Annotated in this window: 27 protein-coding genes and 1 pseudogene; 18 read left to right on the forward strand and 10 right to left on the reverse strand. The window is 59.6% G+C overall.

Annotated elements, in window-relative coordinates:
* Positions 1–120: 120 nt before the first annotated feature.
* Positions 121–1317, forward strand: coding sequence for a KamA family radical SAM protein (locus GSUB_RS02220; RefSeq protein WP_052464402.1), 1197 nt, complete (start codon positions 121–123; stop codon positions 1315–1317).
* A gap of 76 nt (positions 1318–1393) precedes the next feature.
* On the opposite strand, the gene GSUB_RS02225 is transcribed toward GSUB_RS02220, so the two are convergent.
* The 6 genes from GSUB_RS02225 to GSUB_RS02250 form a co-directional block, all read right to left on the reverse strand.
* Complete coding sequence (locus GSUB_RS02225; RefSeq protein ID WP_040198999.1) at positions 1394–2140, reverse strand: response regulator transcription factor; 747 nt, start codon at positions 2138–2140, stop codon at positions 1394–1396.
* A 4-nt stretch (positions 2141–2144) separates the two neighbouring features.
* Complete coding sequence (locus GSUB_RS02230; protein WP_144401917.1) at positions 2145–3527, reverse strand: sensor histidine kinase; 1383 nt, start codon at positions 3525–3527, stop codon at positions 2145–2147.
* A 280-nt stretch (positions 3528–3807) separates the two neighbouring features.
* Complete coding sequence (locus tag GSUB_RS02235; RefSeq protein WP_040199001.1) at positions 3808–4803, reverse strand: ribonuclease Z; 996 nt, start codon at positions 4801–4803, stop codon at positions 3808–3810.
* A 25-nt stretch (positions 4804–4828) separates the two neighbouring features.
* Positions 4829–6271 carry a sensor histidine kinase gene (locus GSUB_RS17815; protein WP_052464405.1) on the reverse strand — a complete coding sequence of 481 codons (1443 nt, stop codon included), beginning with the start codon at positions 6269–6271 and terminating at the stop codon, positions 4829–4831.
* A 1-nt stretch (position 6272) separates the two neighbouring features.
* Entirely contained in the window at positions 6273–6947 is a 675-nt protein-coding gene (locus tag GSUB_RS02245; protein WP_040199002.1) for a heavy metal response regulator transcription factor, read from the reverse strand.
* Between the two features lie 55 nt (positions 6948–7002).
* The gene (locus tag GSUB_RS02250) at positions 7003–7809 is read right to left on the reverse strand and encodes a pyruvate, water dikinase regulatory protein (protein ID WP_040199003.1); all 807 of its coding nucleotides are present in this window, start codon (positions 7807–7809) and stop codon (positions 7003–7005) included.
* A gap of 284 nt (positions 7810–8093) precedes the next feature.
* Here GSUB_RS02250 and prmA point away from each other — a divergent pair, with 284 nt between their 5' ends.
* Genes prmA through GSUB_RS17820 form a run of 3 tightly spaced genes read left to right on the forward strand, consistent with a single transcriptional unit; the run spans position 8094 to position 11173 of the window.
* Positions 8094–9014 (forward strand): 50S ribosomal protein L11 methyltransferase, encoded by a 921-nt coding sequence (gene prmA / locus GSUB_RS02255; protein WP_040199004.1) that lies wholly within the window; start codon positions 8094–8096, stop codon positions 9012–9014.
* A complete protein-coding gene (locus GSUB_RS02260; RefSeq protein WP_040199005.1) occupies positions 9014–9745 on the forward strand; it encodes a 16S rRNA (uracil(1498)-N(3))-methyltransferase in 732 nt (243 codons plus the stop codon). The genes prmA and GSUB_RS02260 overlap by 1 nt, the downstream gene beginning before the upstream one ends.
* A gap of 33 nt (positions 9746–9778) precedes the next feature.
* Positions 9779–11173 carry an RDD family protein gene (locus GSUB_RS17820; RefSeq protein WP_052464407.1) on the forward strand — a complete coding sequence of 465 codons (1395 nt, stop codon included), beginning with the start codon at positions 9779–9781 and terminating at the stop codon, positions 11171–11173.
* Positions 11174–11191: 18 nt separating this feature from the next.
* On the opposite strand, the gene GSUB_RS02270 is transcribed toward GSUB_RS17820, so the two are convergent.
* A complete protein-coding gene (locus tag GSUB_RS02270; RefSeq protein ID WP_052464409.1) occupies positions 11192–11806 on the reverse strand; it encodes a hydroxyacylglutathione hydrolase family protein in 615 nt (204 codons plus the stop codon).
* 7 nt (positions 11807–11813) lie between these two features.
* Complete coding sequence (locus GSUB_RS02275) at positions 11814–12032, reverse strand: hypothetical protein (RefSeq protein WP_040199006.1); 219 nt, start codon at positions 12030–12032, stop codon at positions 11814–11816.
* A 305-nt stretch (positions 12033–12337) separates the two neighbouring features.
* On the opposite strand from GSUB_RS02275, the gene dapF reads away from it, so the two are divergent.
* The 5 genes from dapF to GSUB_RS02300 all read left to right on the forward strand — a co-directional run bounded on the left by dapF (position 12338) and on the right by GSUB_RS02300 (position 15417).
* On the forward strand, positions 12338–13177 hold the full coding sequence (gene dapF, locus GSUB_RS02280; protein WP_040201959.1) for a diaminopimelate epimerase: 840 nt from the start codon (positions 12338–12340) through the stop codon (positions 13175–13177).
* A 70-nt stretch (positions 13178–13247) separates the two neighbouring features.
* The gene (locus tag GSUB_RS02285; protein WP_040199007.1) at positions 13248–13889 is read left to right on the forward strand and encodes a pyrimidine 5'-nucleotidase; all 642 of its coding nucleotides are present in this window, start codon (positions 13248–13250) and stop codon (positions 13887–13889) included.
* The gene (dtd, locus tag GSUB_RS02290) at positions 13889–14338 is read left to right on the forward strand and encodes a D-aminoacyl-tRNA deacylase (protein WP_040199008.1); all 450 of its coding nucleotides are present in this window, start codon (positions 13889–13891) and stop codon (positions 14336–14338) included. The genes GSUB_RS02285 and dtd overlap by 1 nt, the downstream gene beginning before the upstream one ends.
* Entirely contained in the window at positions 14338–14844 is a 507-nt protein-coding gene (gene yjgA, locus GSUB_RS02295) for a ribosome biogenesis factor YjgA (protein WP_040199009.1), read from the forward strand. Before dtd ends, yjgA begins: the two co-directional genes overlap by 1 nt.
* Positions 14845–14880: 36 nt before the next feature.
* Positions 14881–15417 (forward strand): DUF4124 domain-containing protein, encoded by a 537-nt coding sequence (locus GSUB_RS02300; RefSeq protein WP_040199010.1) that lies wholly within the window; start codon positions 14881–14883, stop codon positions 15415–15417.
* Positions 15418–15641: 224 nt separating this feature from the next.
* Here the strand turns inward: GSUB_RS02300 and trxA are convergent, their stop codons facing one another.
* A complete protein-coding gene (gene trxA / locus GSUB_RS02305; protein WP_040199011.1) occupies positions 15642–15971 on the reverse strand; it encodes a thioredoxin in 330 nt (109 codons plus the stop codon).
* A gap of 218 nt (positions 15972–16189) precedes the next feature.
* Here trxA and GSUB_RS02310 point away from each other — a divergent pair, with 218 nt between their 5' ends.
* The 9 genes and pseudogenes from GSUB_RS02310 to GSUB_RS02350 all read left to right on the forward strand — a co-directional run bounded on the left by GSUB_RS02310 (position 16190) and on the right by GSUB_RS02350 (position 25052).
* Positions 16190–16768 carry a D-sedoheptulose-7-phosphate isomerase gene (locus GSUB_RS02310; protein ID WP_040199012.1) on the forward strand — a complete coding sequence of 193 codons (579 nt, stop codon included), beginning with the start codon at positions 16190–16192 and terminating at the stop codon, positions 16766–16768.
* A gap of 23 nt (positions 16769–16791) precedes the next feature.
* A complete protein-coding gene (locus GSUB_RS02315) occupies positions 16792–17457 on the forward strand; it encodes a precorrin-2 dehydrogenase/sirohydrochlorin ferrochelatase family protein (RefSeq protein WP_040201960.1) in 666 nt (221 codons plus the stop codon).
* A complete protein-coding gene (ccsB, locus tag GSUB_RS02320; RefSeq protein ID WP_040199013.1) occupies positions 17454–18290 on the forward strand; it encodes a c-type cytochrome biogenesis protein CcsB in 837 nt (278 codons plus the stop codon). Before GSUB_RS02315 ends, ccsB begins: the two co-directional genes overlap by 4 nt.
* Positions 18291–18312: 22 nt before the next feature.
* Complete coding sequence (gene hemA, locus GSUB_RS02325; protein ID WP_040199014.1) at positions 18313–19623, forward strand: glutamyl-tRNA reductase; 1311 nt, start codon at positions 18313–18315, stop codon at positions 19621–19623.
* A 56-nt stretch (positions 19624–19679) separates the two neighbouring features.
* On the forward strand, positions 19680–20642 hold the full coding sequence (gene hemC / locus GSUB_RS02330; protein WP_040199015.1) for a hydroxymethylbilane synthase: 963 nt from the start codon (positions 19680–19682) through the stop codon (positions 20640–20642).
* Positions 20643–20681: 39 nt separating this feature from the next.
* Positions 20682–22226: a uroporphyrinogen-III C-methyltransferase gene (cobA, locus tag GSUB_RS02335; RefSeq protein WP_318025928.1), complete on the forward strand. Its 1545-nt coding sequence runs from the start codon at positions 20682–20684 to the stop codon at positions 22224–22226.
* Positions 22227–22268: 42 nt separating this feature from the next.
* Entirely contained in the window at positions 22269–23252 is a 984-nt protein-coding gene (gene hemB, locus GSUB_RS02340) for a porphobilinogen synthase (RefSeq protein ID WP_040199016.1), read from the forward strand.
* A 146-nt stretch (positions 23253–23398) separates the two neighbouring features.
* Positions 23399–23739 (forward strand): annotated as a pseudogene (locus tag GSUB_RS02345) (DUF2270 domain-containing protein).
* A gap of 17 nt (positions 23740–23756) precedes the next feature.
* Entirely contained in the window at positions 23757–25052 is a 1296-nt protein-coding gene (locus GSUB_RS02350; protein ID WP_040199018.1) for a M16 family metallopeptidase, read from the forward strand.
* A gap of 11 nt (positions 25053–25063) precedes the next feature.
* Here GSUB_RS02350 and GSUB_RS02355 read toward each other — a convergent pair whose 3' ends face one another.
* Positions 25064–25498, reverse strand: a complete 435-nt coding sequence (locus tag GSUB_RS02355; RefSeq protein WP_040199019.1) for an HIT domain-containing protein — start codon at positions 25496–25498, stop codon at positions 25064–25066.
* Positions 25499–25508: the final 10 nt, after the last annotated feature.

The following is a 25508-nucleotide window of genomic DNA, read 5'->3' on the forward strand; positions in this document are numbered from 1 at the left end:
ACTCAAGCGGCCGGTCCATGTTTACAATGACCTTTTATTTGATCTTTCAAACCATTGCGCTCTCGCCGGGGAAGGGCGAGAAGCGCAATGATTCCGGTAACCTTCAGCAAGAGGAGAATCATGGACACCGCAGGCCGAACCGAACAGCGCGGTCCTACCGGCGATCTCTGGTCGCAATGGGCCCGGCTCGACTGGAAAGCGGAATTGAAAAACAATGTCACCACCCCCGCACTGCTTGAAAAGTATTTTCCACTGAGCGCGCGCGAAAAAGCCGACCTCGAACAGGTTGTCGCCGTGCACCCCATGAACATTCCACGTTACTATCTCAGCCTGATCAGGCCGGATGACCCCAACGACCCCATACGCAAGATGTGCGTGCCCGGCTCCGAGGAGCTGATCGTGGTTGGCGCCATGGGGGATACCACAAAGGATCCCTATGGTGATGACAAGCACGACAAGGGCAACGGCATCCTGCACAAATACAGCTATACCGCCCTGGTGGTGGCGACGGAATATTGCGCCATGTACTGCCGCCACTGCTTCCGCAAGCGTATGGTGGGGCTGTCTAACGATCAGACCGTCAGAAATTTTCAGGAGGCCTCAAAATATATCGCCGACCATCCGGAAATCTCCAACGTGGTGATCTCCGGCGGCGACCCGTTTCTGTTGCCCACCGACGTCATTAAAGCGATGCTGGAGTCGCTCAAGGATATTCCGCACCTTAATTACGTCCGGCTGGGATCGCGGGCGCCGGTGGTCTATCCCATGCGGTTTTTCGAGCCGGAGCTGCTCGATGTGCTGCGCCGTTTCAACCGGGAAAAGACTCTTTTTGTACCGACCCATTTCAATCATCCGCGCGAAATCACCCCAGAAGCGACCCAGGCGGTCCTCAACCTGCGCGAGGCCGGCCTCAACGTCCACAATCAGGCCGTTTTTCTGCGCGGCGTCAATGACGACCCCGAAACCCTCACTGAACTCATGAATGACCTGGTGCGCATCGGTATCAATCCATACTATCTGTACCAGTGCATGCCGGTGGCGCGGGTGCGGCACCATTTCCAGGTGCCCCTGAAAGAGGGGGTCGATATCGTTGATCGGGCGCGGCAGCAGATGGACGGTCACGCCAAGCGTTTCAAGTTCATCATCGGACATGACATCGGCAAACTCGAAATCTGCGGTCGTGTCGACGATAAGTTGATCCTGAAGCAGATTCATGCCCGTTCGGAGCACCCCGAGGAGGCTTCCCGCATGCTGATCCGGCAGTTGACCGATAACGGCGGCTGGCTGGACGATCTGCCCGAGGTTGAGCTGGCCTGATCGTATTTTCAGCACAAAAAAACGCCCCCGGTTTCATAACGCGGGGGCGTTTTTTTGTGCATGATAGCTGGAGGTTTCAGCGGTGGCTGGCCTTGAAGCGCTTCAGCCAGTTCTGGAATTCCTCTTCCTCGTTTTCGAGTTCGAACGCATTGATCAATCCGCGCCGCAAGCCGATCGCCACCGCCCGGTTGCGCAGGTTGAAGGCATCGCCGAACTTGTCACTGTGAAACTGCTGCTGATCCACTCCAAGCTTGTTGTAGAGGGAGTTGAGCCGACTCTGCACGCCGCGGCGTGAAAGATAGCGCCGCTGGGCGATAAGATTGTCGGTCAGCCCCAGGGATATATCGAGCAGCGCTTCGTATTCGATATCGGACAGGGCGGTCTGGCTGTGACCTGTGCGGCCCTGCACCTTGCGGACTTCGGGGTCGATCCAGCACTGCTCGTCCACCAGCACGGTGCGGATGGCCATGCCGATGCGATCGCGCGGGTTGGATTTGAGGACGTAGCCGTAGACCGTTTCCGGCGGCACGATGCGCAGCAGGGCGCGCACGTACATTTCGTCCTTGTACTGGCTCCAGAAGACGATGCGGGCCATGGGGCGCTTGTCCCACAGGGCGCGGGCGAAATCAATGCCGTTCATCTCAGGCATCTGGATGTCGCTGATGACCAGCGGTTCATCGTAGCGTGCCGCTATCTTGAGAGCTTCAAGCCCGTTGTCGGCGCGTTCCGGTTCCAGGGCGAGATCCTCTTCGGCGAGGAGACGTTCTAGAAATTCGTAATCTTTCGGATTGTCTTCGGCGATAATGATTTTAAGCGGTTTCATGAGATCAATCTTCCTGTCGAGCATTGCCGTTGAGCGGCAGGGTCAGCATGAAACGGGTGCCATGACTGAAGCGCGACGGGCCCCATTCGGCCCGTGCGCCGATGGCGCGTGCGCGTTCACGGATGTTGTTGAGCCCCCGGCCTTCTCCACGGGAGGCCTGGGAATAATCGAAGCCGGTACCGTTGTCTTCCACGATCAGCACGACATCGTTGTCGCGACGATCGAGGGTGACTTCGTAGCGTCCGGCCTGAGAGTGCTTAATCACATTGTGGACAGCTTCCAGCGCGATGCGGTACAGGGAAAGCCGGCACAGGCGAGACAGGTTGAGGCTTTCGACCTTGGGCGAAACATAAAGATGGTACTCGGGCAGCCCCCCTTTGTCGAGGTGGCGCTCAAAATGCGATTGCAGCGCTGCGCCAAGGCCCAGAATATCCAGCGTCTGCGGATGCAGGTTCTCCATGACGTCGCGCAGGTTGGCGATGGCGCGCTGTAGATCTTCCTCGATGCGCTCGACCTCGGACTGGTTTTCGCCCTGGCAGCGCAGATGCTGCAGCGCCCTCAGAACATCGGACAGGTCGGAAAGAGACTGGTCGTGGAGATCCATGGCGATGCGTCGTCGCTCTTCTTCGGCACCTTCGAGCAGCTTTTCGGTGCTGACCACACGGATGAGGCGGTCGGTCATCTGGTTGATGGAGATGGCCAACTCATCCAGTTCGTCCTGCACCCGGCTGGGGGCATCCGGAGGGGTCAGGTCGCCTTTGGCGATGCGGCCGGCGCTGTCGGACAGATGCTTGATACGCCGCAGCAGGCGCCGGGCGAAAAACAGGCTCAGAAAAGTTCCGAGTAGCACGGACGTGCCGATACCGATCAGGGCGACCAGAGCGGTTCGTGCTACCAGCTCGTCGATATCCTGCAGGTGGGCGGCCCGCAGGGAGGTGCGCCGCTCCTGTGACATCTCGGCCAGGGTGACCAGTTGCGGGCGCAGCAGTTCCAGTGCTGCCTTGAAGCGCAGGGCGTCATAGCCGCGCTTGGGGTCGAGATCGGTGACGGTCTGCTTCAACAGGGCCCGGGTATTTTCGGGCAGCGGCATCAGGTTGTTGATGCGGTTCACCGCGCCGGCCAGGTGTTTGTGCAATTCGCTGAGAGTTTCCATCTCTGCAACGTCGAAGCGGCCGACCCGATTGACGTGGGCAATCAGCCCCTGGATCCGCTGCGCCGAGAGATCGGCTTCGGCCAGGGCGACGAAGGTTTGGGTGATTTTACGCTCCTGCTGCCGTTTGACCGACAGATCCCAGTAGGTGTACTGCAGAAAAATGAGCAGCAGACTGGTCAGAGTCAGAACCGTTGCCGGCGCAAGCACGATCTGTTGTTTAAGAGTCAGTCGCATGCCTGTCAAGGTAGCATAGAACGCGGCGGCGCGCACTGTGGATAAGCACAGTGCGCAGGGCGCCGAATTCCCCGGAAAATATGCGCTAAACAGCCTTTTTCTCTTCTATCGGCTCGGTTATGCTTAACACCATCGACGGCCTGTTGTGGCAGGCAGGTTGTCGGTCAAACTCCCTCTTCATGTTTTACCCTCTCTCAACAGATGAAAAGAGCCGGCCGGACGCCTCCATCCGCCGGCTCTTTTCTTTTTTCCCGCGTGTTTCTCCCCCCATGCACCCCTGTCATCCCGAAAAGAACGACAAAGCCTCCTCCTGCAGGAGCTGCGGCCGGTCCTGATACCTGGGCGAGTGATGAAACGGCAGCAGTTTGCCGACGGCCGCCCTTCGTGCCAGCTCTCCCGCGATCCGTGCCGTGAGATGGTTTCGTTCCCGGGCCCGCGCCAGATCCTGGTGGGCGAAAACGGCCTCGATGGCAAGCAGGTCCGCACCCTGTGCCAGGTCCAGAATGCGGGCATAATTTTCCGCGCGCGGCTCACAGTCGGTGATGTAGGCGATTTTCATCCCCTTCTGACAGTGGGCGATTTCCTCCCTGATGCGTGACAGGGGAAGGTCCCGGGGCGTGCCACCGCTGGCCTGAGGGACTTCGATCGGCGTGTCTCCTGCTGCGCCCTCTCGCAACAGATCCTTAAAGCGGGTCAGCCAGCGGCCGCGGGCGTATCCCCGGCGGTCCAGCGCGTCGGGGTGGATCGCCACATGCAGTTTTTCTTCGAGCGCATATCCCTGCGAGACGATATTCCCATGCAGCAGGGGGCGGGTGCGTACCCGATAGTGCAGGGTTTCGCACACAAAATCGCTGCAGTTCGGCGGCTCTTCGTCGCGCCTGGAAAACCCCTCCGAAGCGCGAAAGAGGGCCTGCCGTCCCGACTTTTCACCGGCGGCCTCCCGCACTCGGATCTGAAGTGGGAAACCTCCCACCAGGTTCCAGGTGTAGCCGGCCAGGCGGTGGGAAAGGTGTTCGATAATGCCGGGCGGTCCGTAGAAATTGAGACAGGTGGGGCGATAGAGATGGTGGCGCAGGAGATGGTCGAAGCCGATCAGGTGATCGATGTGGGCGTGTGATATGAACACATGTCGGATTTTGAGCAGGTCGCGGCCACTCAGGGGGTGCAGGTCGCCGCAGTCGAACAGAATCGCTTCTCCCCGATGGGCGGCACGCACAAACAGAGCGGGATCACCGAACGGACCGTTGACCAGGGAAGAGAAAAACGAAGAACGCATCGAGGCCAGCCCCCTGCATCCCTCGTCAGGATGCGGTGTTGCGCGGTTTGCCGGGAGAGATCCTGGGAAGAAATACCTTGAATTCACTGCCTTCGTTGGGCTTCGAGGTGACGGTGATCCGTCCCTCGTGGGCGTCTACGATCCATTTGACAATGGAAAGGCCCAGCCCTGCGCCGCTTTCCTGCTCCCGGCTTTTGTCGATGCGGTAAAAGCGATCGAAAATGCGCGACAGATGTTCAGGGGCCATGCCGTGGCCGGTGTCGGAGACGACAATGACGGCCTGGTCCGATTCGCATTGAAGTTTCAGGCGGACACGGCCGCCGGTGGGCGTATATTTAATGCCGTTGGTCAGCAGGTTGAGTCCCATCTGGTGCAGGCGCAGTTCATCGCCCATCACCTGAACAACCTCTGCTTCGGGCATCTCCAGGGTGACGGCGATGCCTTTGTTCTCTCCGAGAACTTTGCCCTGCTGATAGAGATCGCGCATCAGGTCGTTGAGATTGACCTGTGTTTTCTCCATCGGCAGTTCGCCGGCTTCGCTTTTTGCCAGCAGCAGGAGGTCCTCGATGATGCGCCCCATGCGGTCGATCTCCTCGAGGTTGGATTCGAGGGTGGCGCGGAATTCCTCAGGATCTCGCGTCCAGCGCAATGCCACCTCTGTCTCCCCGCGCAGAACGGTGAGGGGGGTGCGCAGTTCGTGAGCGGCATCGGCAGAAAACTGGCGGGCGCGGCGCATGGCAGAGTCCAGCCGTGTCAGCAGAGCGTTGTAGCTTTGCACCAGCGTTCCCAGCTCGCCGCGATCTTCACTTTCCGGCAGGCGCTGATCGGCCAGGTTTTCCGCTGTGGTCTGGTCCATCTTCTGTGCCAGTACCGTCAGTTTCTCCAGGCGCTTTCTGTAAAGAAACAGGCTCAACGCAGCCATCAAAACCAGGGCGAGTCCACCTGTAATAATGAGTCGATTCTTCAATTCTGCAAGAATTCGCTCGACGGGTGCCTGGCTGATCGTGACGCGGATGGCGCCGAGAAAGGCGCTTCCTTCCAGCAGCGGATAGTCGATGCCGCGCAGGTCGGCGGCGTTGGGGCGTTCCCGGGTGAAAAAGCGAACCTCGGCTTCTGGGGGGGCTCTCCCGGGACCTTCCATTGTTCCCGTAAAAACTCCACCTTCCGGCGAAGATGCGCAGAGGCAGGCCCCGCGCAGGTCGAAGACGGCAATGCTGGAATCTTTGCCAACCAGGGGCAGCGCCGCTTCAACTTCGGTACACAAGTCGGCCAGCAGGGTGGCCGATTGCTCCCCGTGGGCGCTGCCGGCCAGGCTCTGGGTCAGCGCCAGCAGGCGCTCATCCGTTTCGGCGCGCAGGCTTGCAGCCGTTACCTGGAACCATAAAATGCCGCAGACCCCCAGAACGAGGGCCAGCGGCAGTATAAATTCCAGAGTCATGCGTATGCGTAACGTGTGCAGCGAGCTCAAATCAATCCGATTCCTTCAGGACGTAGCCCACCCCGCGAACGGTGTGAATGAGTTTCTGATCGAAGTCGCGATCGACCTTCTTGCGCAGATAGTTGATATAGACGTCGATGATGTTGGTGAAAGAATCGAAGGTATAATCCCAGACATGTTCCGCGATCATGGTGCGGGTCAGGACCTGGTTGGGATTACGCATCATGTATTCGAGCAGTGCGTATTCCTTGGAGGTCAGGTCGATCTCCTTTTCGCTGCGCCAGACCTTGTGGGTGACCGGGTCGAGACGCAGGTCTGCAAAACGCAGTTCGGCACCGCGATCCTGGGTTCCGCGACGGATCAGCGCGCGTACCCGCGCCAGCAGCTCGGCAAAGGCGAAGGGCTTGGTGAGGTAGTCGTCAGAGCCGGAATCGAGCCCCTGAACGATGTCGTCCACGGTATCCTTGGCCGTCAGGCACAGCACCGGCGTTGCGATGTCGCGCCCGCGCATTTCGCGGATAACCGTGATGCCGTCCTTTTTCGGCAGCATGACGTCCATCAGGATCAGGTCATAGGGGGTGTGCTCGGCCAGGTCGAGCCCCTCGTCGCCGTCATAGGCAACGTCCACCGCGTACCCTTCTTCTTCCAGACCGCGCTTGATGAAGCTTGCGACCTTCTTTTCATCTTCCACAACCAGAATGCGCATTGTGTCCACGTTAAACTCCCTTCCTTCTGATAAATTCTGTCATACTGCGAATAAGCTACTTCAGTTTCAACTTCACCAGAACCTCGTTGGCCGTTTCTTCAACGGCTTTGCCGGTTACATCGATCAGGGCCCACCGCTGCTTGCGGAAAAACCGTTTGGCCTGGCGGATCTCCTGTTGAATGTTCTCGTAATCGGTATAGGTGCCGCGTGAGAACTGCCCCATATTGCGTAACCGCGAAGCCCGCAGCTCTATGAGCCGCTGCGGGTCGATAATCAGCCCTGCCACCCTCCCGGGATCCAGGGAAAAAAGCTCCTCGGGCGGGTCGATGTCGGCGACCAGCGGCACATTGGCGACCTTCCACCCCTTGTGGGCAAGGTAGATGGAGAGCGGCGTTTTGCTGGTGCGCGACACTCCGACCAGCACAATGTCGGCTTTGTGCAGGTTGCGGGTTTCCTGCCCATCATCGTGCTTGACGGCGAACTCGACGGCGTCGATCCGTGAAAAATAACCCTCGTTGACGCCGTGCAGCAATCCAGGCATCTCCTTGGGGGAAATGCCGAAAAATTCTGAGAGGCGCATGAGCAGCGGCGTGATCAGGTCGATGCCGGGCAGCCCCAGGGAGTCGCATTCGTCGTGAACGATCTGCGCAAGCTCCCGGTTGACGATGGTATAGACGACCAGCGCCTGGTTTTTAAGGGCTTCATCCAGCGCCTCGTAGACCTGGTGCTTGGTGCGTACGTTGCTGATGCGCCGTACGCGGGCATTCTTGCCGCGAAACTGGGTCAGGGCGGCGGCGACCGTTTTTTCCGCTGTCTCCCCCGTGGCATCGGACAGGAGAAAAATATTCTGTCTTTCCGACATGTTAGGTCGTATCCCTGAGTTTAATTAGGAAAATTCCACGGCCGGATGGTAACTCAAGTCCTTTTCTCTGCCAAGAGGAAATTACCCGCCCTTTGACTTATTGTTCTGTCTTGTCTGCCACGGCAAGGGCCGACAGCGCAAAGGCGACCCGCATCACACCGAGGATTGTGAATCACTGCTGAGTCGCCCTGGACCTCATTAATTGCTATGAATTAGACTTGAACATTAAGGGTTTGTCAAGGTTTTTATTGTTTTTTTCCAACATCTCTGCTAGAGAAAAGGCCATGAATCAGCACTGGATTGAAATTAGTCTCAAAGTGCCGTCTGCGGCGGCAGACGCCGTGTGTGCGGTTCTGGCTGCACTCGGATCCACCGGCGTGCGCGAACGTGAGCAGGTCCTTGACACTTTTATCGTACCCGATGCAGACGAGAATCTTCCCGAGGTGCTGGACCTGCGCGCTTATTTTCCCAGTGACGAGGACCCGCGGCAGATCGTCGAACGCATCGAGCAGCAACTCGCTCCCCTGCGTCGTGCTTTTCCATCCCCCGGTTGGTCGGCAGCAACAACCGGCCAGGTGTCCGACGGGGATTGGGCCGAGAGCTGGAAGCAGCATTTTCCCGTGTTCCGGGTCGGGTCTCTGATTGTGAAGCCCAGTTGGGAAGAGGTTGACCCCGGTGACGCGCACGTGGTTCTGACCCTCGACCCCGGCATGGCATTCGGCACCGGCACACATGCCACCACAAGGCTGTGTCTCGAATTCCTGGTTGAAGAGTTTGCCGCCCGTGCGTCTGCCCCGAAAGTCCTCGATGTAGGGACCGGCTCGGGGATTCTGGCGCTGGCAGCAGCCGCTTTCGGCGCCAGAGGGGTGCTGGCCTGCGACATTGACGCCGATGCCTGCCGTGTGGCGCGAAAAAACGCTGCAGCCAACAACCTGGCGGACCGCATCGATTTTACCACGAGGGCACTGGAGGATCTCGATACCGGTTTTGATCTGGTGCTGGCCAATATCCTGGCAGAGGAAAATGTCCGGCTTGCCTCCGAGTTGGTGCGCCGTGTCGCGCCGGGCGGCTTACTGGTTCTTTCCGGCATCCTGCAGGAGAAAGAATCTTTTGTGCGGGAAGGTTTCAGCCGGTTCGGACTGAGCGGCCCGGAGGTGCGAAGCCGCGACGAATGGGTCTGCCTGACCTACCGCCGGGGCGCCTGATGCGCTGTTTTTTTGTCGACCCGATTCTCCTCGACAGCAATCCCGTTCTGCTCGAAGGAGATCTGCACCATCAACTCTCTCGCGTTCTCCGGTTGGCGCCCGGTGCTCCCCTGTGTCTGTTCGATGGCCAGGGCCAGGTTGTACACGGCGAACTCGAGGCGCTGTCAAAAAACGTTTCCCGGGTGCGTGTTTTGACCCGGTTTCGTGAAAATCCTCCCCCCCTGTCTCTCCGGTTGATCCAGGCTCTGCCTAAAGGCGAAAAGATGGACCTGATCTTGCAGAAGGGTACAGAGCTGGGTGTCTCCCGCTTTACCCCCTGGCTGGCGGCGCGAAGTATTGCTCGCCCTTCCGGGGACCGGCAGGCCAATCGCCTGAAGCGCTGGGAGCGAATCGTGCGCGAGGCGGCACAGCAGTCGCGGCGGCCGTTTCTGCCCCGGATCGATGCCCCGCAAACGCTCGGGTCGGCGATTGGTGGTCAGGAGCAGCTCAAGCTTGTGCTGTGGGAACAGGAAAGCATGCCGTTGGCGCATGCGCTTCCCACTTCGCCGCCCGCCGAAGTGGCGATCATGGTTGGTCCTGAAGGCGGGCTGACCGAGGACGAGGTGGCACAGGCGAGCAGCGCCGGCTTTGTTCCGGTCGGGCTGGGGCGACACATTCTGCGAACAGAGACGGCGGGGTTCGCCGTTGTCGCCATTTTAGAGTACCTCTACGGGGATTTCGGCCGAAGTTAGGCGGATTTTCCAGCTGTCGGGCAAGGAGTCGACATGAAGTGTCCAAAGTGCGGATTCAACAGTTTCGATTATCTTGAGAGTTGCAAAAAGTGCGGCAATGATCTCAAGGATTTCAAGGAAAAGTTCGGCCTGCGCAGCCTTCTCTTTCCTCACAATGAGGAGGTTGCTTCCGTCATGGGGCAGGGGTTGTCCGGAACTGCGGTCATGGCGCCTTCCGCAGTCGCCCCCGCGGAAGCGTCTCCTCCTTCCCAACCGCAGGAGTCGCGCGCTGCTGAAGCCGCGTTCGCTCAGCCTCAGGAGGAAGCAGAAGAAGATCCCTTTGATCTTGATTGGAGCGAAGAGGGCGGCGAAGGGCTTGAATTCGGTCAAAAAGACGACGCATTCGCTCTTGATGACACTTCAGGGCAGGCGTTTGACTTTGAAGCGGAGGAAGATGCTGAAGAGCGGCTTCAGGAGGACTCAACGCCTCCCGCTGCTGCTGAGTCGGATCTGGAGTGGGAAGAAGAACCTCTGCCGGATCTGAGTTTCTCCGAGGACCAGGCCTTTGATTCCAGCCTGCTGGATGATGCCCCAGGCGAGCAGGAATTAGACGGGTTGGCTGATGCGCCGATTCAGGACGAGCCAAAAAGCCGGGATGAGAGTTTTGCGGATGACGAATCCGGTCCGGATCTGCCTGGTCTGCATGAACTCGATTTCGAAGATCTCGAAGGAGAGCCCAGCCTCGAGGACGCCGCGGCTGGTGAACCCAGGGCTGAAGAAGATGCGGCCTGGGGAGAGATCAGCTTTGACGACGACGATTTTAAGCTGGAGGATGATCAGGATCATCAGCCAGCAGGCCGCAGCAAAAAAGCCGGGGAGCAGAAGGAGGGCCCCAGCGACCCTTTTGACCAACCGGAGCCGGCCCGCCAGGGGCCGGCTCCGGATTCTGAATCCCGGAGCATGAGTGAAACGCAGGACGGGGGAGAACGGGTTCATGAGGCGCGTTGCGTTCATCCGATAGCGCGGTTTGGCGCGTTCTGGCTCGACCTTTTTCTTGTGACCGGGGTTTTTCTGCTTTTCCTGGTCAGCGCCACGCGCTTGTTGTCACCCCTTGAGAGCCCGGCGCTTCTCCCCTCCATGGGAGATCTCATCCACCTTTCCGTCCCCTACTATCTGCTGCTTTTCAGTGTCTCTTTTCTCTACTTTACCGCTTTCCACTTTTTTACCGGCCAGACGCCGGGAAAAATGCTGTTCGGCATGCGCCTTGAGCGCTGCGACGGTTCGACGCTGAGCCTCTCCGATGCGTTTCTGCATTCAGTGGGCGGACTTGCCGCGCTGTTGACCCTGGGGCTCGGATTCTGGGGCGCCTGCCGCGACCCTCAGGGGCGGGGCTGGAACGACCGTTTCGCCGGGACCCGACTGGTTTTCAGCGCAGATGATGAGGTTTGAATCTGAAAAAGAGGGTGTTCAGCCCATGCGCAGCTTCAGGAAGCTCTCCAGGTCAGGGCAGTTGAGATAGGGGTTGTGCTGCTTTTCGTAGGCGATGGTGGAGATTGCCTGCGGCCCGTAATTGTGACCGGGGTAGATTTTGGTTTTCGGGGGGAAGCCGGCCAGTCGCTGCAGGCTGCGGTACAGAGCGCGCGGATCGCTCCCCGGCAGGTCGGCCCGACCGACGAATGTCACGAACAGGGTGTCGCCCGTGAGCAGCGCGTCGCCTGTATAAAGGGAGATGGAGCCCGGTGAATGACCGGGGGTGTGGAGGATTTCAAGCGTTTCCCGGCCAATGGCAAGGCGGTCGCCGTCGCTGAGCTGACGATCGGCGTCGGGCAGATCGAGGGGGTGCCCCGCCAGCGGCACCTTTGCAAAATCCAGCACGGCCTGGTTGCCGGCCGTGTGGTCATGGTGTCCGTGGGTATTGATCAGCAGGTCGAGCTGCAGGTTTCGCTCCTGCAGAATCTGCAGCAGATTCTCCGGCGCGAGGGACGGGTCGACAGCGGCCGCATGCCCGGTTTCGGGGCAGAAAACCAGGTAGGAAAAGTTGTCCATTCGCCCGGCGGGGATCTGGGTTACTTCCAGCGCCATGGTGTGCCTACCAGTATTCCGGCACCTGTTCGCCGGTGCCGATCTTGCGGATTTCACCGTCGATGACCTTGAAGCGGTCGCCGGTGGCGCGTACCAGCCATTCGTCGCCTTCTTCGGGAGGGAGGGGAAACTCACGATTTCCCAGGTACTGATCCTCGCCGTCGATCATTCCCCACCAGTCGAGGGCGCCGGTCTGCCAGAGCTTTGTTTTCAGATAAAAGGCCATGCTTTTGCCTCTCCGATTAGAGTGTTCCAGCGACTATAAATCACTGCCGGTCTTCAGGTCAACTCCGCCGATCACGGAACGATCGCGGCCTTGATGGGCGCGCGGTATTGTGCATATACTGTGTTTTTGCAGCTTTTCAGCAGGGGTTCGCAACTCACCGTGACAAGGTCCGCTTTTCGCCATCCCCGGCGCCAAGCACGCTGACAGTGGAGATGTGAACCCGCGAGGTGAATTGATGCTGATCTTTAAGGTTCGAATGCAAATGTGCTCGTTTATGTTCTATCGAAAGGATTTTTGAAATGGCTTTGAAGTTTGCCAAAATGCATGGCGCAGGTAACGATTACGTGTATGTCAACTGTTTCGAGACGGAGATCGAAGATCCCGCAGCGTTGGCCATAGAATTGAGCAATCGCAATTTCGCCATCGGCGCCGACGGCCTGATCCTGATCATGCCTTCGGAAGTGGCCGATGTGCGCATGCGCATGTTCAACTCCGACGGCAGCGAATCGGAGATGTGCGGCAACGGAATTCGTTGTGTGGCCAAATACGCCTATGACCACAAGCTCGTGGATAAAACCGAGATTACCGCCGAAACCGGAGCCGGCATTCTGACCCTGCAGCTCTTCCCCAATGCGGATGACAAGATCGAAAAAGTGCGTGTCAACATGGGCAAGCCCCGCCTCAAGCGTGGCGAGATCCCCATGACCGGCAACGCCGAAGACCAGGTGGTGGGGATCGAACTGGAAGTGCTCGACCGCACTTTCCGCATCACCTGTGCCTCCATGGGCAATCCTCACTGCGTGATTTTCGTGGAGGATGTGGATCAGTTCCCGGTGGAGAAATACGGTCCGGTGATCGAAAATCATGAAATTTTCCCGCGTCGCACCAATGTCGAGTTCGTCGAAGTTGTCTCACGCACCGAACTCAAGCAGCGCACCTGGGAACGCGGTTCCGGCGAAACCCTGGCCTGCGGCACCGGCGCTTCAGCGGTTACCGTCGCCGCCGTGCTCAACGATCTTACGGAGCGCAAGGTGCTCAACCACCTGCTCGGCGGCGACCTCGAGATGGAGTGGGCCGAAGACGGAAGCGTCTTCATGACCGGCCCCGCCATCCAGGTTTTCGAAGGGGTTTACGACCCCCAATAACCAATTGCGGTGCCGGGAGGGGGGCCTTTCGCCCCTCTCTTCCAACTCCACACTCCTCACGGGGAAGCCCATGGATGTCACCATTTTCGACCTGGACAACACGCTCTATGCGCCCGAGGCGTGCCTGTTCTCCCTCATCGACGTGCGGATCAACCGCTACATGACCGAGGTGGTGGGGATCGAACCGGAGCGGGTCGATGGTCTGCGGCGTCTCTACTGGCAGCGTTACGGGGTAACCCTCGGCGGCCTGATCCGCCACCACCAGGTCGATCCGGAGGATTATCTCGAATACGTCCACGACGTCGACGTGGCCCTCTGTCTGCGCCCCGATCAACGCCTGAGACAGTCGCTGGAAAGCCTGTCCGGCGTCAAGGTGGTGTTCACCAACGGGTCGCGCGGCCATGCCGATCGGGTGCTGCAGGCGCTTGATCTTGCGGATCAGTTCAGTGAAATCTTCGATATCCGCGTCGCCGACTACTGTCCCAAGCCCTATGCCGATCCCTACCACCGGGTGCTGACCCATCTCGGCGCAGACGCCGAGTGCTGCGCGATGATTGAGGATTCGGCGGACAACCTGCGCACCGCCAAGGTGTTGGGGATGCGTACCGTCCTGGTGGGTCCTGCTCTGCAGGCGGATTATGTCGACGCGCGGGTTGAGCGGGCCGATCAGGTGTCGGAGGTGGTCATGGGCTGGCGGGGGCAGTCCCTCTGATGCGGGCGGTTCTGCAGCGTGTAAGTGAGGCGGCAGTCGTTGTCGATGAACAGACGGTCGGAGCGATCGGCCGCGGTCTGCTGGTTCTGCTGGGCGTCGGGCGCGAAGATGAGGAATCCGATGTGCGCTACCTGGCGCAGAAAACGGCGGGGCTGCGCATTTTCGAAGACGAGCAGGGGCGCATGAACCGCTCCGTGAACGATATCGGCGGGGCAGTGCTGGTCGTGTCGCAATTTACCCTGTACGGAGATTGCCGCAAAGGGCGCCGACCGGGATTCTCCGATGCCGCGCCGCCGCAGCGGGCGGACAGCCTTTATCGAGACTACGTGGCTCAATTGCAGGCCCTTGGCCTGACGGTCGCCACCGGAATATTTCAGGCCGATATGAAAGTATCCCTGGTCAATGACGGCCCGGTTACCTTTTTACTCGACAGCAAGCGGGAGTTCTGATGAAAGAACCTTATGCGCCCACGGCACCCAGCCGCAGCGCCCTCAAACGCCAGGCCCACCAGGTGGAGGAGGTCGTTCAGGGGCTACTGAATCTCGGTGGTTCTCAGCTCGAGCGGTTGCAGTGGGATCAACCGCTGCGCGCAGAGCTCGACCTGGCCCGCAAAACGCCGCAACACGGGGCCCGCAAACGCCAGATCAAACATCTTTCTGCCCTGCTGCGGCGCGATTTCGATGCGCTGGAATCCGCACGCACTGTCCTTGAGGAGAGTACCGGCGCTCATCGGGTGCAGGTGCAGGATTTTCATCTATTGGAAGACCTGCGTGAAAGGTTGTGCCAGGAGCAATCCCGCGCAGATGCTCTCCAGGAGGCGTCACAGCGCTACCCGGCCTGTGACGAAGCGTTGCTGGAGCAGTTGGCCCGTTCTTACAGCGAAACCGGTGACCGACGCCCCTATCGCGAAATATTCCGCCACCTGCGCACGGCTGCTGAAAAGACGCCGAGGTGAAAAGCCGGGGCAGTTCCGTCTGAAAGGAGTCCGGGTATGACCGTTGTGGCCAAGAGGTTGTTGCTGGCGGCATTGATTGCCGCGACCTGTCTGCCGGCGCATGCCGAAATCTACCGGTGTCGCCAGGCTTCCGGTTCTCTGCTGATGACCGACGATCCGAGCAAGTTCCCGCCCGGCTGTACTCCGGTTGAAAAAAACGACAGTGAAGGCGAGGGCGCTGCGGGTTCATTTTCGCTGATGCCTGAAACGGAGGTGCCCAGCGCCGGGAGTGGGGAGGTCGAGCAGGCCGTGAGTGAGCAGCGGCAGCGGCTGGAAGAGCGCCGCGCCCGGATTGCGGAGTGGCGCGACAAGGCCAGCGAGCTGGCATCGCAGTACGAGCAGGCGGTCGCGCGCCGAAATCAGGCCTATAGCAGCTGGAGTTATGACAGCCGCGAGGTGGTGCGCAAAAGCCTGGAAGAGATGACGCGCATCAAAAAAGAAAAGCAGCAATTGCTGCAGGAGGTGGAGAAGTCCCGGATTCCATCGCCTGACCGGCAGGCCATCAGGCAGACGCTCTCTGCGATCCCGGAATGATTTTCAGGAAATCTGGCGCAGAAAATAACTGTTCAGCATGGGGTCGTCACTCCCGTGACAAGGGCCACTTTTCGCCATCCCTGGCCGTTTGATTGGCTCCATCCCTGGCGCCAAACACCCTTGACATGGGAGTGACGACCCCGTGAGGTGAATAGATATCGCAAAAAAAAAGAAAGCCCCTTATGAGAGGCTCTCCTTTTTTGCAGCAGTGAGTCCGGATCGATTTAAAGTGCTTTCTTGATCAACCCTTCGAGCTGATTTTTGGGGACTGCGCCCACGACCTGATCCACAACCTGTCCGTCCTTGAACAGGATCAGGGTAGGAATGCCGCGCACGCCGTACTGACCAGGAGTTGCCGGGTTTTCATCCACGTTGAGCTTGCCGATCTTGACCTTGCCGTCGTATTCGTCGGCAAGCCCGTCTACCACGGGGCTGATTGCTTTGCAGGGCGCACACCAGGAGGCCCAGAAATCGACCAGGACAGGGGTCGAGGATTTGAGAACTTCATTTTCGAACGAATCATCAGACAATTGGATGACTTTATCGTTTGCCATGAAAACACTCCTTTTGAGAAAAATCGTCACTGAAATTTACATCAGTTGTTTCAGGAAAGGATAAAGCAGCACCTGAAAAAATCAAGAGGGAATCGGGTTTGTCCGGTGGTACAGGGGAGATTTACCATTCTTGACAGCGGCCGTCGACATTCCTATCCTTTCGTTTTCGTTGGCCGACACCTTTACTTTTTTCTCCTCTATGCGGGGAGGGAGACATCATGGATCAGACTCGAATCGCCGAATCAATGCATAAACATACCGGCGTGCTGGAAGCCAGCCTGCAGAAACACGGCGGGGCGCTGTCACGGCTGGCGCGACGCCTGACCGAAACGTTCCACGCGGGCGGCCGGCTGGTGGTGATCGGCAGCGGTCAGTTCGGGGCGGTGGCCGACCTTGTGGCCAGTTTTTTCAATTATCGTTTGTCGTTGGAGCGGCCGGTGCTGCCGGCAGTTTCGCTCTGTCGTGATTCGATGCTGGGGTTGTCCCTCGGCCGCGACGACCAGCTGCAGCAGTTTTTCTCCCGTCAGCTGCAGGCGTTGGGCGGCGGGGGCGATCTGGTGCTGGCGTTCTCCGACGGCGCCCGCGACGAGGCCGTGGAAGAGGCTTTTGCGGTGGCCCGCGGGGTCGGCAGTTCGACGGCTTTCGTGTTTCGCGGCAGGGAGGAGGCTTTTTTCGGTGAAAAGCCCGATTTTCTGTTTGATATAGAGACCGACAGTACCGCTGACGCCCTTGAGGTGAGTCATTTCTGCGGCCGGGTGCTGTGCGAGCTGGTCGAAGCCGAATTGTTCGGGCTGTAATGGTGGAGAGCGCAAAGGCACCGGTGCCTGACTATCCCCTTTCGCTGCGTGTGCGGGGACGGTTGTGCGTGGTGGTCGGTGCCGGGGACGTCGGGCGGCGCAAGGCGCGTGGACTGCTGGATGCCGGAGCCAGGGTGAGGGTGGTCGATCCTGTGGCCGCGCGACTGCATGACCTGGAGGAGGCCCATTGTCTGCCCCGCCCGTATCGGCCGGAAGATCTCGCTGATGCCTTTCTCGTATTTGCAGCGACCTCGGATCACGACCTCAACCGCCGGGTTGCCGCTGATGCCCGAAAGGGGGGCGCCCTGGTGCAGATGGCAGACGATCCCGCGGGGAGTGATTTTTCCCTGCCGGCTCTGCTGCGGCGGGACGATTTGACGATAGCGGTTTTCAGCGGTGGGGGCAGCCCTGCGCTATGCTCCCTGCTGCGGGACGAAATCGATGCCGGTTTAGGCCCTCATTGGGGTGTTTTCCTGGAGATCGCGGCCGCCCTGCGGCGAAAGCGGTTGACAGGGTCTGATTCAAGCTCCTACAATCGTAATGTTTTAGATCAGTTGGCCGCAGCAGATCTGGCCGGCTTGATCGCGGCAGGAGATCGCGACGCCATTGAGCGCCTGTTGAGCCGTGTTCTCGGCACAAGTGTCTCTCTCGACCAGTTGGGGGTTTCCTTGTCGAAAGGATCGAAATGAGTTTAAACATCATTCTTTTCAAGCTCGCCCTGCTCGTCTATTTCTCGGCCACCATCCTCTACCTGGTCGATATCATTTCTCATCGTCAGAAGGCGGGCCTCGCCGCGCGCTGGGTGCTGTTGTGCGGCTTTGCGGTGCACAGCGCCACCCTGATCGCGCGTTTTGTCGAAGCCGGCTATACGCCGGTGACCAATCTGCATGAATCCCTGTCCTTCTCCGCCTGGTGCGTGGTGGGGATTTTTCTGCTGTTCGATGTGCGCTATCGACTGGCGGTGATCGGCGCCTTCCTGACTCCGCTGGCTCTGGTGCTGATGGTGATCGGCGGCGTGACGGTGACCAGCGTCGCGGAAATCAATCCCATGCTCAATAGCTGGTGGTTTCCGATTCACGTGGCGCTGGCCTTTTTCGGCAATGCGGTGTTCACCGTCGCTTTTGCCGTCAGTGTCATGTACCTGATTCAGGAACGTATGGTCAAAAGCAAGAAGTTTTCTGCTCTGTTTTATCGGATGCCGTCGTTGAATATTCTCGACAGCATCAATTATAGATGTCTGACTTTGGGTTTTCCGCTGATGACAATGGGGATCATCTCGGGAGCAATGTGGGCCAATTCGGCCTGGGGTGGGTATTGGCGCTGGGATCCCAAGGAAACTTGGGCCCTGATCACCTGGTTTCTCTATGCGGCGCTTCTTCATGGCCGCCTGGTGGTCGGTTGGCGCGGGCGACGCGCAGCGATTTTTATGATTGTCGGATTTTGTTTTCTGGTGTTCAGCTATCTCGGCGTAGGACTGCTTCTGCCGGGCGAACACAATTTCAAGTCGCTGCAGGGACCGTAAACTCTCCAGGAATGATGGCCGTATGAACATAATCGTCGTGGGGCTCAGTCACAAGACTGCCCCCGTTGAAATCCGTGAAAAGGTGGCGTTCGCTCCGACCGCCATGGAAAAACCCCTGCATGCACTGGTGGCCCTGCCGTCGGTGACCGAAGGATTGATTGTCTCCACCTGCAATCGTGTAGAGCTGTATGTGACCAGTCGCGATACTGAGGAGGCGATCACTCAACTCAAGCATTTCCTCGCTGACTTTCACCACCTCCAGGTGGAGGATCTCGCCCCCCATCTCTATGACCATAAGGGGCCCGAGGCGATCCGGCATCTGTTCAGGGTCGCCTCCAGCCTCGATTCCATGGTGATTGGCGAACCGCAGATCCTGGGGCAGATCAAGACTGCCTACGGTTATGCCACCGACCATAAAACCTCCGGCATCATCCTTAACCGTTTTCTGCACAAGGCCTTTTCCGTGGCCAAGCGAGTGCGCACTGAAACTCAGATTGCCAGCAATGCGGTTTCGGTTTCCTTCGCTGCCGTGGAACTGGCCCGTAAAATCTTCGACACCCTGGAGGACAAGACGGTCCTGCTGATCGGTGCAGGGGAGATGTGCGAACTGGCGGCGCGGCACTTCGTCAACAACGGTATCTCGAAGGTTCTGGTCACCAACCGCACCTATGAACGCGCCGTCAAACTGGCCGAGGAATTCCAGGGCAAGCCCATTCTTTTCGACAACTTCACCGAACATCTGCACCGGGTTGATATCGTCCTGACATCCACCGGCGCCCCCGACTACATCCTGCATCACCAGGAGGTGGAGGGGGTGATCAAGCAGCGCAGATACAAGCCGATGTTCTTCATTGACATCGCCGTGCCGCGTGATATCGATCCCAAGGTCAATGACGTTGACAACGTTTATCTTTATGATGTCGACGATCTGCAGGAGGTTGTGCAGTCCAACCTCAAGGAGCGCCACAAGGAAGCCAAAAAGGCCGAGGCGATCATCGATCAGGAAATCCATCAGTTTCACCAGTGGCTGTCCTGCCTGGATGTCGTGCCGACCATTGTTGCGCTGCGCGAAAAGTTTGACGAGATTCGGCAGGCCGAGGTGGAAAAAACCCTCTCCAACCTCAAAGATCTCGGCAAAAAAGAGCGTAAAGCCATCGAAGCCATGGCTGCGGCGATTGTCAACAAGGCGCTGCACGCACCCATCACCGTTTTGAAGAAAACTCAGAACGGGGCAGAGGGCGACAACTACGTGGAGGCTGTACGTACCCTGTTTGATCTGCCCACTTGCTGCGAGCAGCAGGATGCGCAATCCTCGCCCCCCGAGAAGAACTGAATTCGTCCAGGAATATCACCTCTGAAACGACAACCCTTTAAGGAGTATGACCAACAATGAGCAAACAGACCCTGCGGATCGGCACCCGGAGCAGTCAACTGGCCCTGTGGCAGGCTAACTGGGTCAAAAACTGCCTGGAAGAGCGCTACCCCGGACTGGAAGTGACCCTGACCAAGATCAAGACCCAGGGGGATAAGATCCTCGATGTCCCGCTTGCGATGGTTGGCGGCAAGGGGCTGTTCGTCAAGGAAATTGAAGAAGCGATGCTGCGGGGCGAGGTCGATATCGCGGTTCATTCCATGAAAGATGTGCCGACGATCTTCCCCGAAGGCCTTGATCTGCGCTGCATCACCGAGCGCGAAGACCCGCGCGACATCGTGGTCCTGCGCTCCGGCCTGTCGAGCTGGCGCGATATTCCGCAGGGGGGGCGCATCGGCACCTCTTCGCTGCGCCGCAAGTCTCAGCTGCTCCATCTGCGTCCCGACCTCGAAATGCTCGATATCCGCGGCAACGTAGAGACCCGCATCCGCAAACTTACCGATGACAAGCTTGATGCCGTGGTGCTGGCGGCCGCCGGCATGAAGCGGCTGGGCTTTGCCGATCAGGTCGGCGAATACCTGGAGCCCGAAGTGTCGCTGCCCGCCATCGGGCAGGGGGCGCTGGGCCTCGAGACCCGCATTGATGATGAGCGCACCAACGAAATGATCGATTTCTTCCATCACCCCGAAACGGCCTATGCGGTCACCGCCGAGCGTGCTCTGCTGCGGCATCTCGAAGGCGGCTGCCAGGTTCCCATTGCCGCCTACGGAACCGTCAGCGGCGATACGGTCAATCTCACCGGCCTGGTGGCCAGTGTCGACGGCGCGCGCTTTCTCAAGAAGACCCGCAGCGCTCCTGTCGCCGAGGCGGCACAGCTGGGGATTTCGCTGGCCGAGGATCTGCTGGGGATGGGTGCCGGAGAAATTCTCAACGAAGTCTATCAGCACGAAACCTTCAACAGCGACCGTGAGGACGTCTGAGGCAGAGCCGGAATCGTTGGCTGCCATGATGGGATCGCTATGATGAAGCAGGGCATTGTCTACCTGGTCGGGGCCGGACCCGGCGATCCCGGCCTGATCACCCTCAGGGGGCGCGATTGCCTGCGCCGTGCTGACGCGGTGGTCTACGACTACCTGGCCAATCCATGCCTGCTGGAGGAAGCCCGCGCCGATGTGGAGAAGATCTATGTCGGCAAAGAGCGCGGCCGGCACCACCTGCCACAGGAGCAGATCAATGAGCTGCTGGCCGAGTTGGCGCAGGCCGGGAAAACGGTCGTTCGCCTGAAGGGTGGGGACCCCTATCTTTTCGGGCGCGGCGGAGAAGAGGCGCTCTTCCTGCATCGCGCCGGGGTGGAATTCGAGGTGGTTCCGGGCGTGACGGCCGCTTTTGCCGCCGCAGCCTATGCAGGCATTCCCCTGACCCACCGGGATTACACCACGACCCTGGGGCTGGTGACCGGTCACGAAAAGCCCGAAAAAAAAATGTCGTCCCTCGATTGGGGAAAGATCGCCACCGGCATGGGAACACTGGTGTTCTACATGGGGATGGTCAACCTGTCTCTGATCGTGCGGGAGCTGATCCGCAACGGCCGTTCTCCTCAGACCCCGGTCGCCATTGTGCGCTGGGCCTCCACCGCGCAGCAGCACAGCCTGATTGCCACCCTGGAGGACGTCGAAGAGAAGGCCCGTGCCGCCTCCATCGGTCCGCCCGCGGTCATTATCGTGGGTGAAGTGGTTGATCTGCACAAGCGGCTGGCCTGGTTTGAAAACCGCCCTCTTTTCGGTCGCCGCGTCCTCTCCACCCGCGCCGCCGCGCAGGCCTCCGGATTGCGGGATCTGCTTGAAGAGCGTGGCGCTGAAGTGGTGTCCGTACCCACCATCGCGCTGGCGCCGCCGGCGGACTGGGGGCCGGTCGACCGGGAGCTGGACCGCCTGGCGCAAACCGATCTGCTGATTCTCACTTCGGTCAACGCGGTCGATTTCTTTTTCGAGCGCCTGCGCAGCAAAGGCAGTGATGCGCGCGCCCTGGCCGGAGTGACGCTGGTATCGGTCGGACCGAAAACCGCCGAGGCCTTTGAACCTTACGGAGTCAAAGCGGACCTGGTGGCCGCCGATTATCGGGCCGAAGGGGTGGTCGCGCTGCTTAAAGAGCAGGGTGTCCAGGGGCGTCGGGTGCTCTATCCCCACGCCGAACTGGCGCGCACGCTGATCCCCGATGAGCTGCGTGCCCTGGGCGCCGAAGTTGCGGCGCCGGTTCTCTATCGCACCGTTGTACCGCAAGAGGGTGGAGAAACCTTGCGCGAACTGCTGGTGAAAGGGGCCCTCGATGCGGTGACCTTCACGGCCTCTTCAACCGTTGATCATTTTGTCGCCATGGTGGGTGAAGATGCCGCCCAGCTGCTGCGCGGTGTCGTGGTGGTCTCCATCGGCCCGCTCACCAGCCGCACCGCCCGTAAGCATGGGATCGAGGTGACGGTCGAACCACGCGACTCCACTCTTGACGCCATGGTGGAGGCGTTGGCGCAGCATTTCAAAACACATCCCACCAGTCCCGTGCGGGATTGAACCCTGACAACAATTCCGGAAAAAGGGAAAAGGAGTTTAAACATGTTCTTCCCCGAATATCGTGCCCGCCGCTTGCGCCGCACCCCCGGCATCCGCCGTATGGTGCGCGAAACCTTCCTGCGGGTGGATGACCTGATCTATCCCATGTTCAGTGCCTTCGGCGACAACATCCGCAAGGAGATCCCTTCCATGCCGGGGATCTACCAGCAGTCCATCGAGCATATCGTGGCCGAAGCCAAAGAGGTCCATGAACTCGGCATCCCGGCGGTTATCCTGTTTGGCATTCCTGAGGAGAAGGATCCTCTCGGGCAGGATGCCTACAGCGACGAAGGGATCATTCAGCGCACAGTGCGGGCCATCAAGGACGCGGTGCCTGAGCTGACGGTCATCACCGACGTCTGCATGTGCGAATACACCGACCACGGCCATTGCGGCGTCATCCGCGACGGGGATGTGGACAACGATGAGACGCTTAAGCTGCTGGCCGCCGAAGCGCTTTCTCATGCCCGCGCCGGCGCCGACATCGTGGCCCCTTCGGATATGATGGACGGCCGGGTCGCCGCGATCCGCGAGATTCTCGACGCCAACGGCTTCAACCATATCCCGGTGATGAGCTATGCGGTTAAATATGCCAGTGCCTACTACGGGCCGTTCCGGGATGCGGCCGATTCCACCCCGCAGTTCGGCGACCGGCGCTCCTACCAGATGGACCCTGCCAACCGCCGCGAGGCGTTCCGGGAAGCGGCGCTTGACCTGCAGGAATGTGCGGATTTTCTCATGGTGAAGCCTGCGCTGGCCTATCTCGATATTCTGCGCGACCTCAGTGACCGCTTCGATCTGCCGCTGGTGGCCTACAATGTCTCCGGTGAATATTCGATGGTCAAAGCGGCGGCACAGCTGGATTGGATCGACGAGGACCGCGTCATTCTGGAAACCCTGGTCGGCATGAAGCGTGCCGGTGCGGATCTCATTATTACCTATCACGCCAAGGAGGCCGCGCGCCTGCTGGCTTCTTCACGGGACTGACCATTCGCGCAGACCTTCGAGACGCTGGTACACTTGGTCTGGAATCAGGTATTGAGATATATTTTTCAGAATCCTGAACGGCGGCTGCGGAGTGTCAACCGATGAGTGCGGATCTCAACCTGGGGGAAAATCTCAGCCGCAGCGAGATGCTGACGGCCCTGACCCATTACTACAGGGCCGATGTATCGCGCAGCCTGGCATGGCGAGAACGCCTCGACCGCACCACCAACTGGGCGGTCGGGGCGACCGCGGCCTTTCTCGGGTTCGTCTGCTGCATCAGAATTTCATCCACGGCATTCTCAACAGCCGCCTCACTGTGGCGCCCGGTGCGCCCTGGCTTGAAGACCTGTCTTCCGATCTGCGACACCCCCAGTATAAAATCACCTTGACTTATGCTCTCGGACGGAGCCTTTATGCCAATTACATGTCGGGTCCCGGAGGTTCAATAGTCGGGACAGAAACATTCCTGCATTTCCCGTTCATCTGATTTTCGGATAATTTTCCATGAGTGATTTTTTCAAGGATACCCTCGCCAACGGGTTGAGGGTGCTTACCGTTCCCATGCCGCATCTGCATGCGGTAGAGATGATGTTTTTCGTCGGCGTCGGCAGCCGCAACGAGGACTCCCGCGTGGCCGGCGTGTCGCATTTTCTCGAGCACATGCTGTTTCGCGGCTGCGAAGGCTATCCCACCGGGCCGGAGCTTGAGCGTGCTTTCGAGGCGATCGGCGGTTATGTCAATGCCGCGACTGATGTGGAGACCACCTGTTATCATTCGCGTGTGCACCCCGATCATGTCGACCGCGGCACCGCGTTGTTTGCGCAGATGCTGCAGGCGCCGCTGATGCATGATTTCGAGACCGAGCGCCGCGTGATTCTGGAAGAGGCCCTGGAGGATCTCAACGCCAAGGGCGAGGACGTCAATCCCGATAATCTCACGGCCGCCCTGCTGTGGCCCGGCCATCCGCTGGGACGCCCGACCATCGGCACCCGCGCCAGTATCGAGGGGCTGACACTGGATGACCTCAAGAAACACCACGCCACCTATTATCGCCCTGCCAACGTGGTGGCTGTGGCGGCCGGACGGGTCGGGCACGGCGGGTTTCTGCAATCCGTCGAGCATTATTTCGGTGGCTGGCAGTCGGCACCGGCTCCGGATTCAACCTTGTTTGCGGTTCCTTCTGCTGAAAATGCCCCCGAATCGGTCTGGGTGCGCGACAGCGGCTCGCAGGTCTCATTGCAGATCGCTTTTCGTATTCCGGGGCGCACCGATGCGAACAATATGGCGCTGCGTCTTCTGCGCCGCGTGCTCTCAGGCGGGGGCAGTGCGCGCCTCATGCAGCGGCTGCGGGAAGAGCTGGGATTGACTTACGCGGTGGATGCGCAGATGGCGACGGTCGCCGAGACCGGCTCCTTCTCCATCGATCTGGCGTTGATGCCGGACAATGTCGAACAGGCGGTGGAAGAGGTTCTCGCGATGCTCGTTGACCTGTGCCGCAACCCGGTGCCGCAGGAAGAGCTTGACGGCATCCGGCGCGGGTTTCTCTACGAGCTGGAGTTCAGCTGCGATTTTACCGAAGAGATGGCCGCGCGCTACGGCTGGGGGGAGATGGTCGGCCAGGTGCGCACCCTGGAGCAGGAGCGCCGCGACGTCGCTGCAATTACACCGGAGATGCTGCGTGAGGCCGCCTGTCGGACCTTCCGGCGTGAAACGCTGAAGCTTGCGGCGGCCGGACCCTGGAGAGCGGAGATGAAGCGACGGGTCAATCGCCGTCTGCAGACTTTTGATCCGCGCGGCTGAAACGCTCCCGCTCAGTCGTCGTGGGACTCGACCTGCTCGGTCCCTTCGTTGAGCACCATGCCCACTTTCAGCAGCATGGCGGCCAGACCCTTCTGGCCGTACGGACGCGCGGGGTGTGCCCCCCACACCGGTCCGGGCCAGGCCGCATCGCTTTCGTAGCGCACAATATGATGCAGGTGCAGCTGCGGGACCTGGTTGCCGAGGGCGGCGATGTTGATCTTGTCGGCTCCGAACACGGTATGCAGCCGTTCGGCCAGAAAGGACGACTCCTGTAGCAGGGCGTGCTGGTCGTCGGTGCTGAGCTCAAAGATTTCACGCACACCCTCACGGCGGGGAACCAGGATGAACCAGGGGTAGTTGGCATCGTTCATCAGCAGCAGGCGGCACAGGGGGAAGTCCCCCAGCATGTGGGTGTCGGCCTCCAGCCGCGGATCGAGTTCAAACATGCGTTATTCC

The organism is Geoalkalibacter subterraneus, assembly GCF_000827125.1.
Lineage (GTDB): Bacteria > Desulfobacterota > Desulfuromonadia > Desulfuromonadales > Geoalkalibacteraceae > Geoalkalibacter_A > Geoalkalibacter_A subterraneus.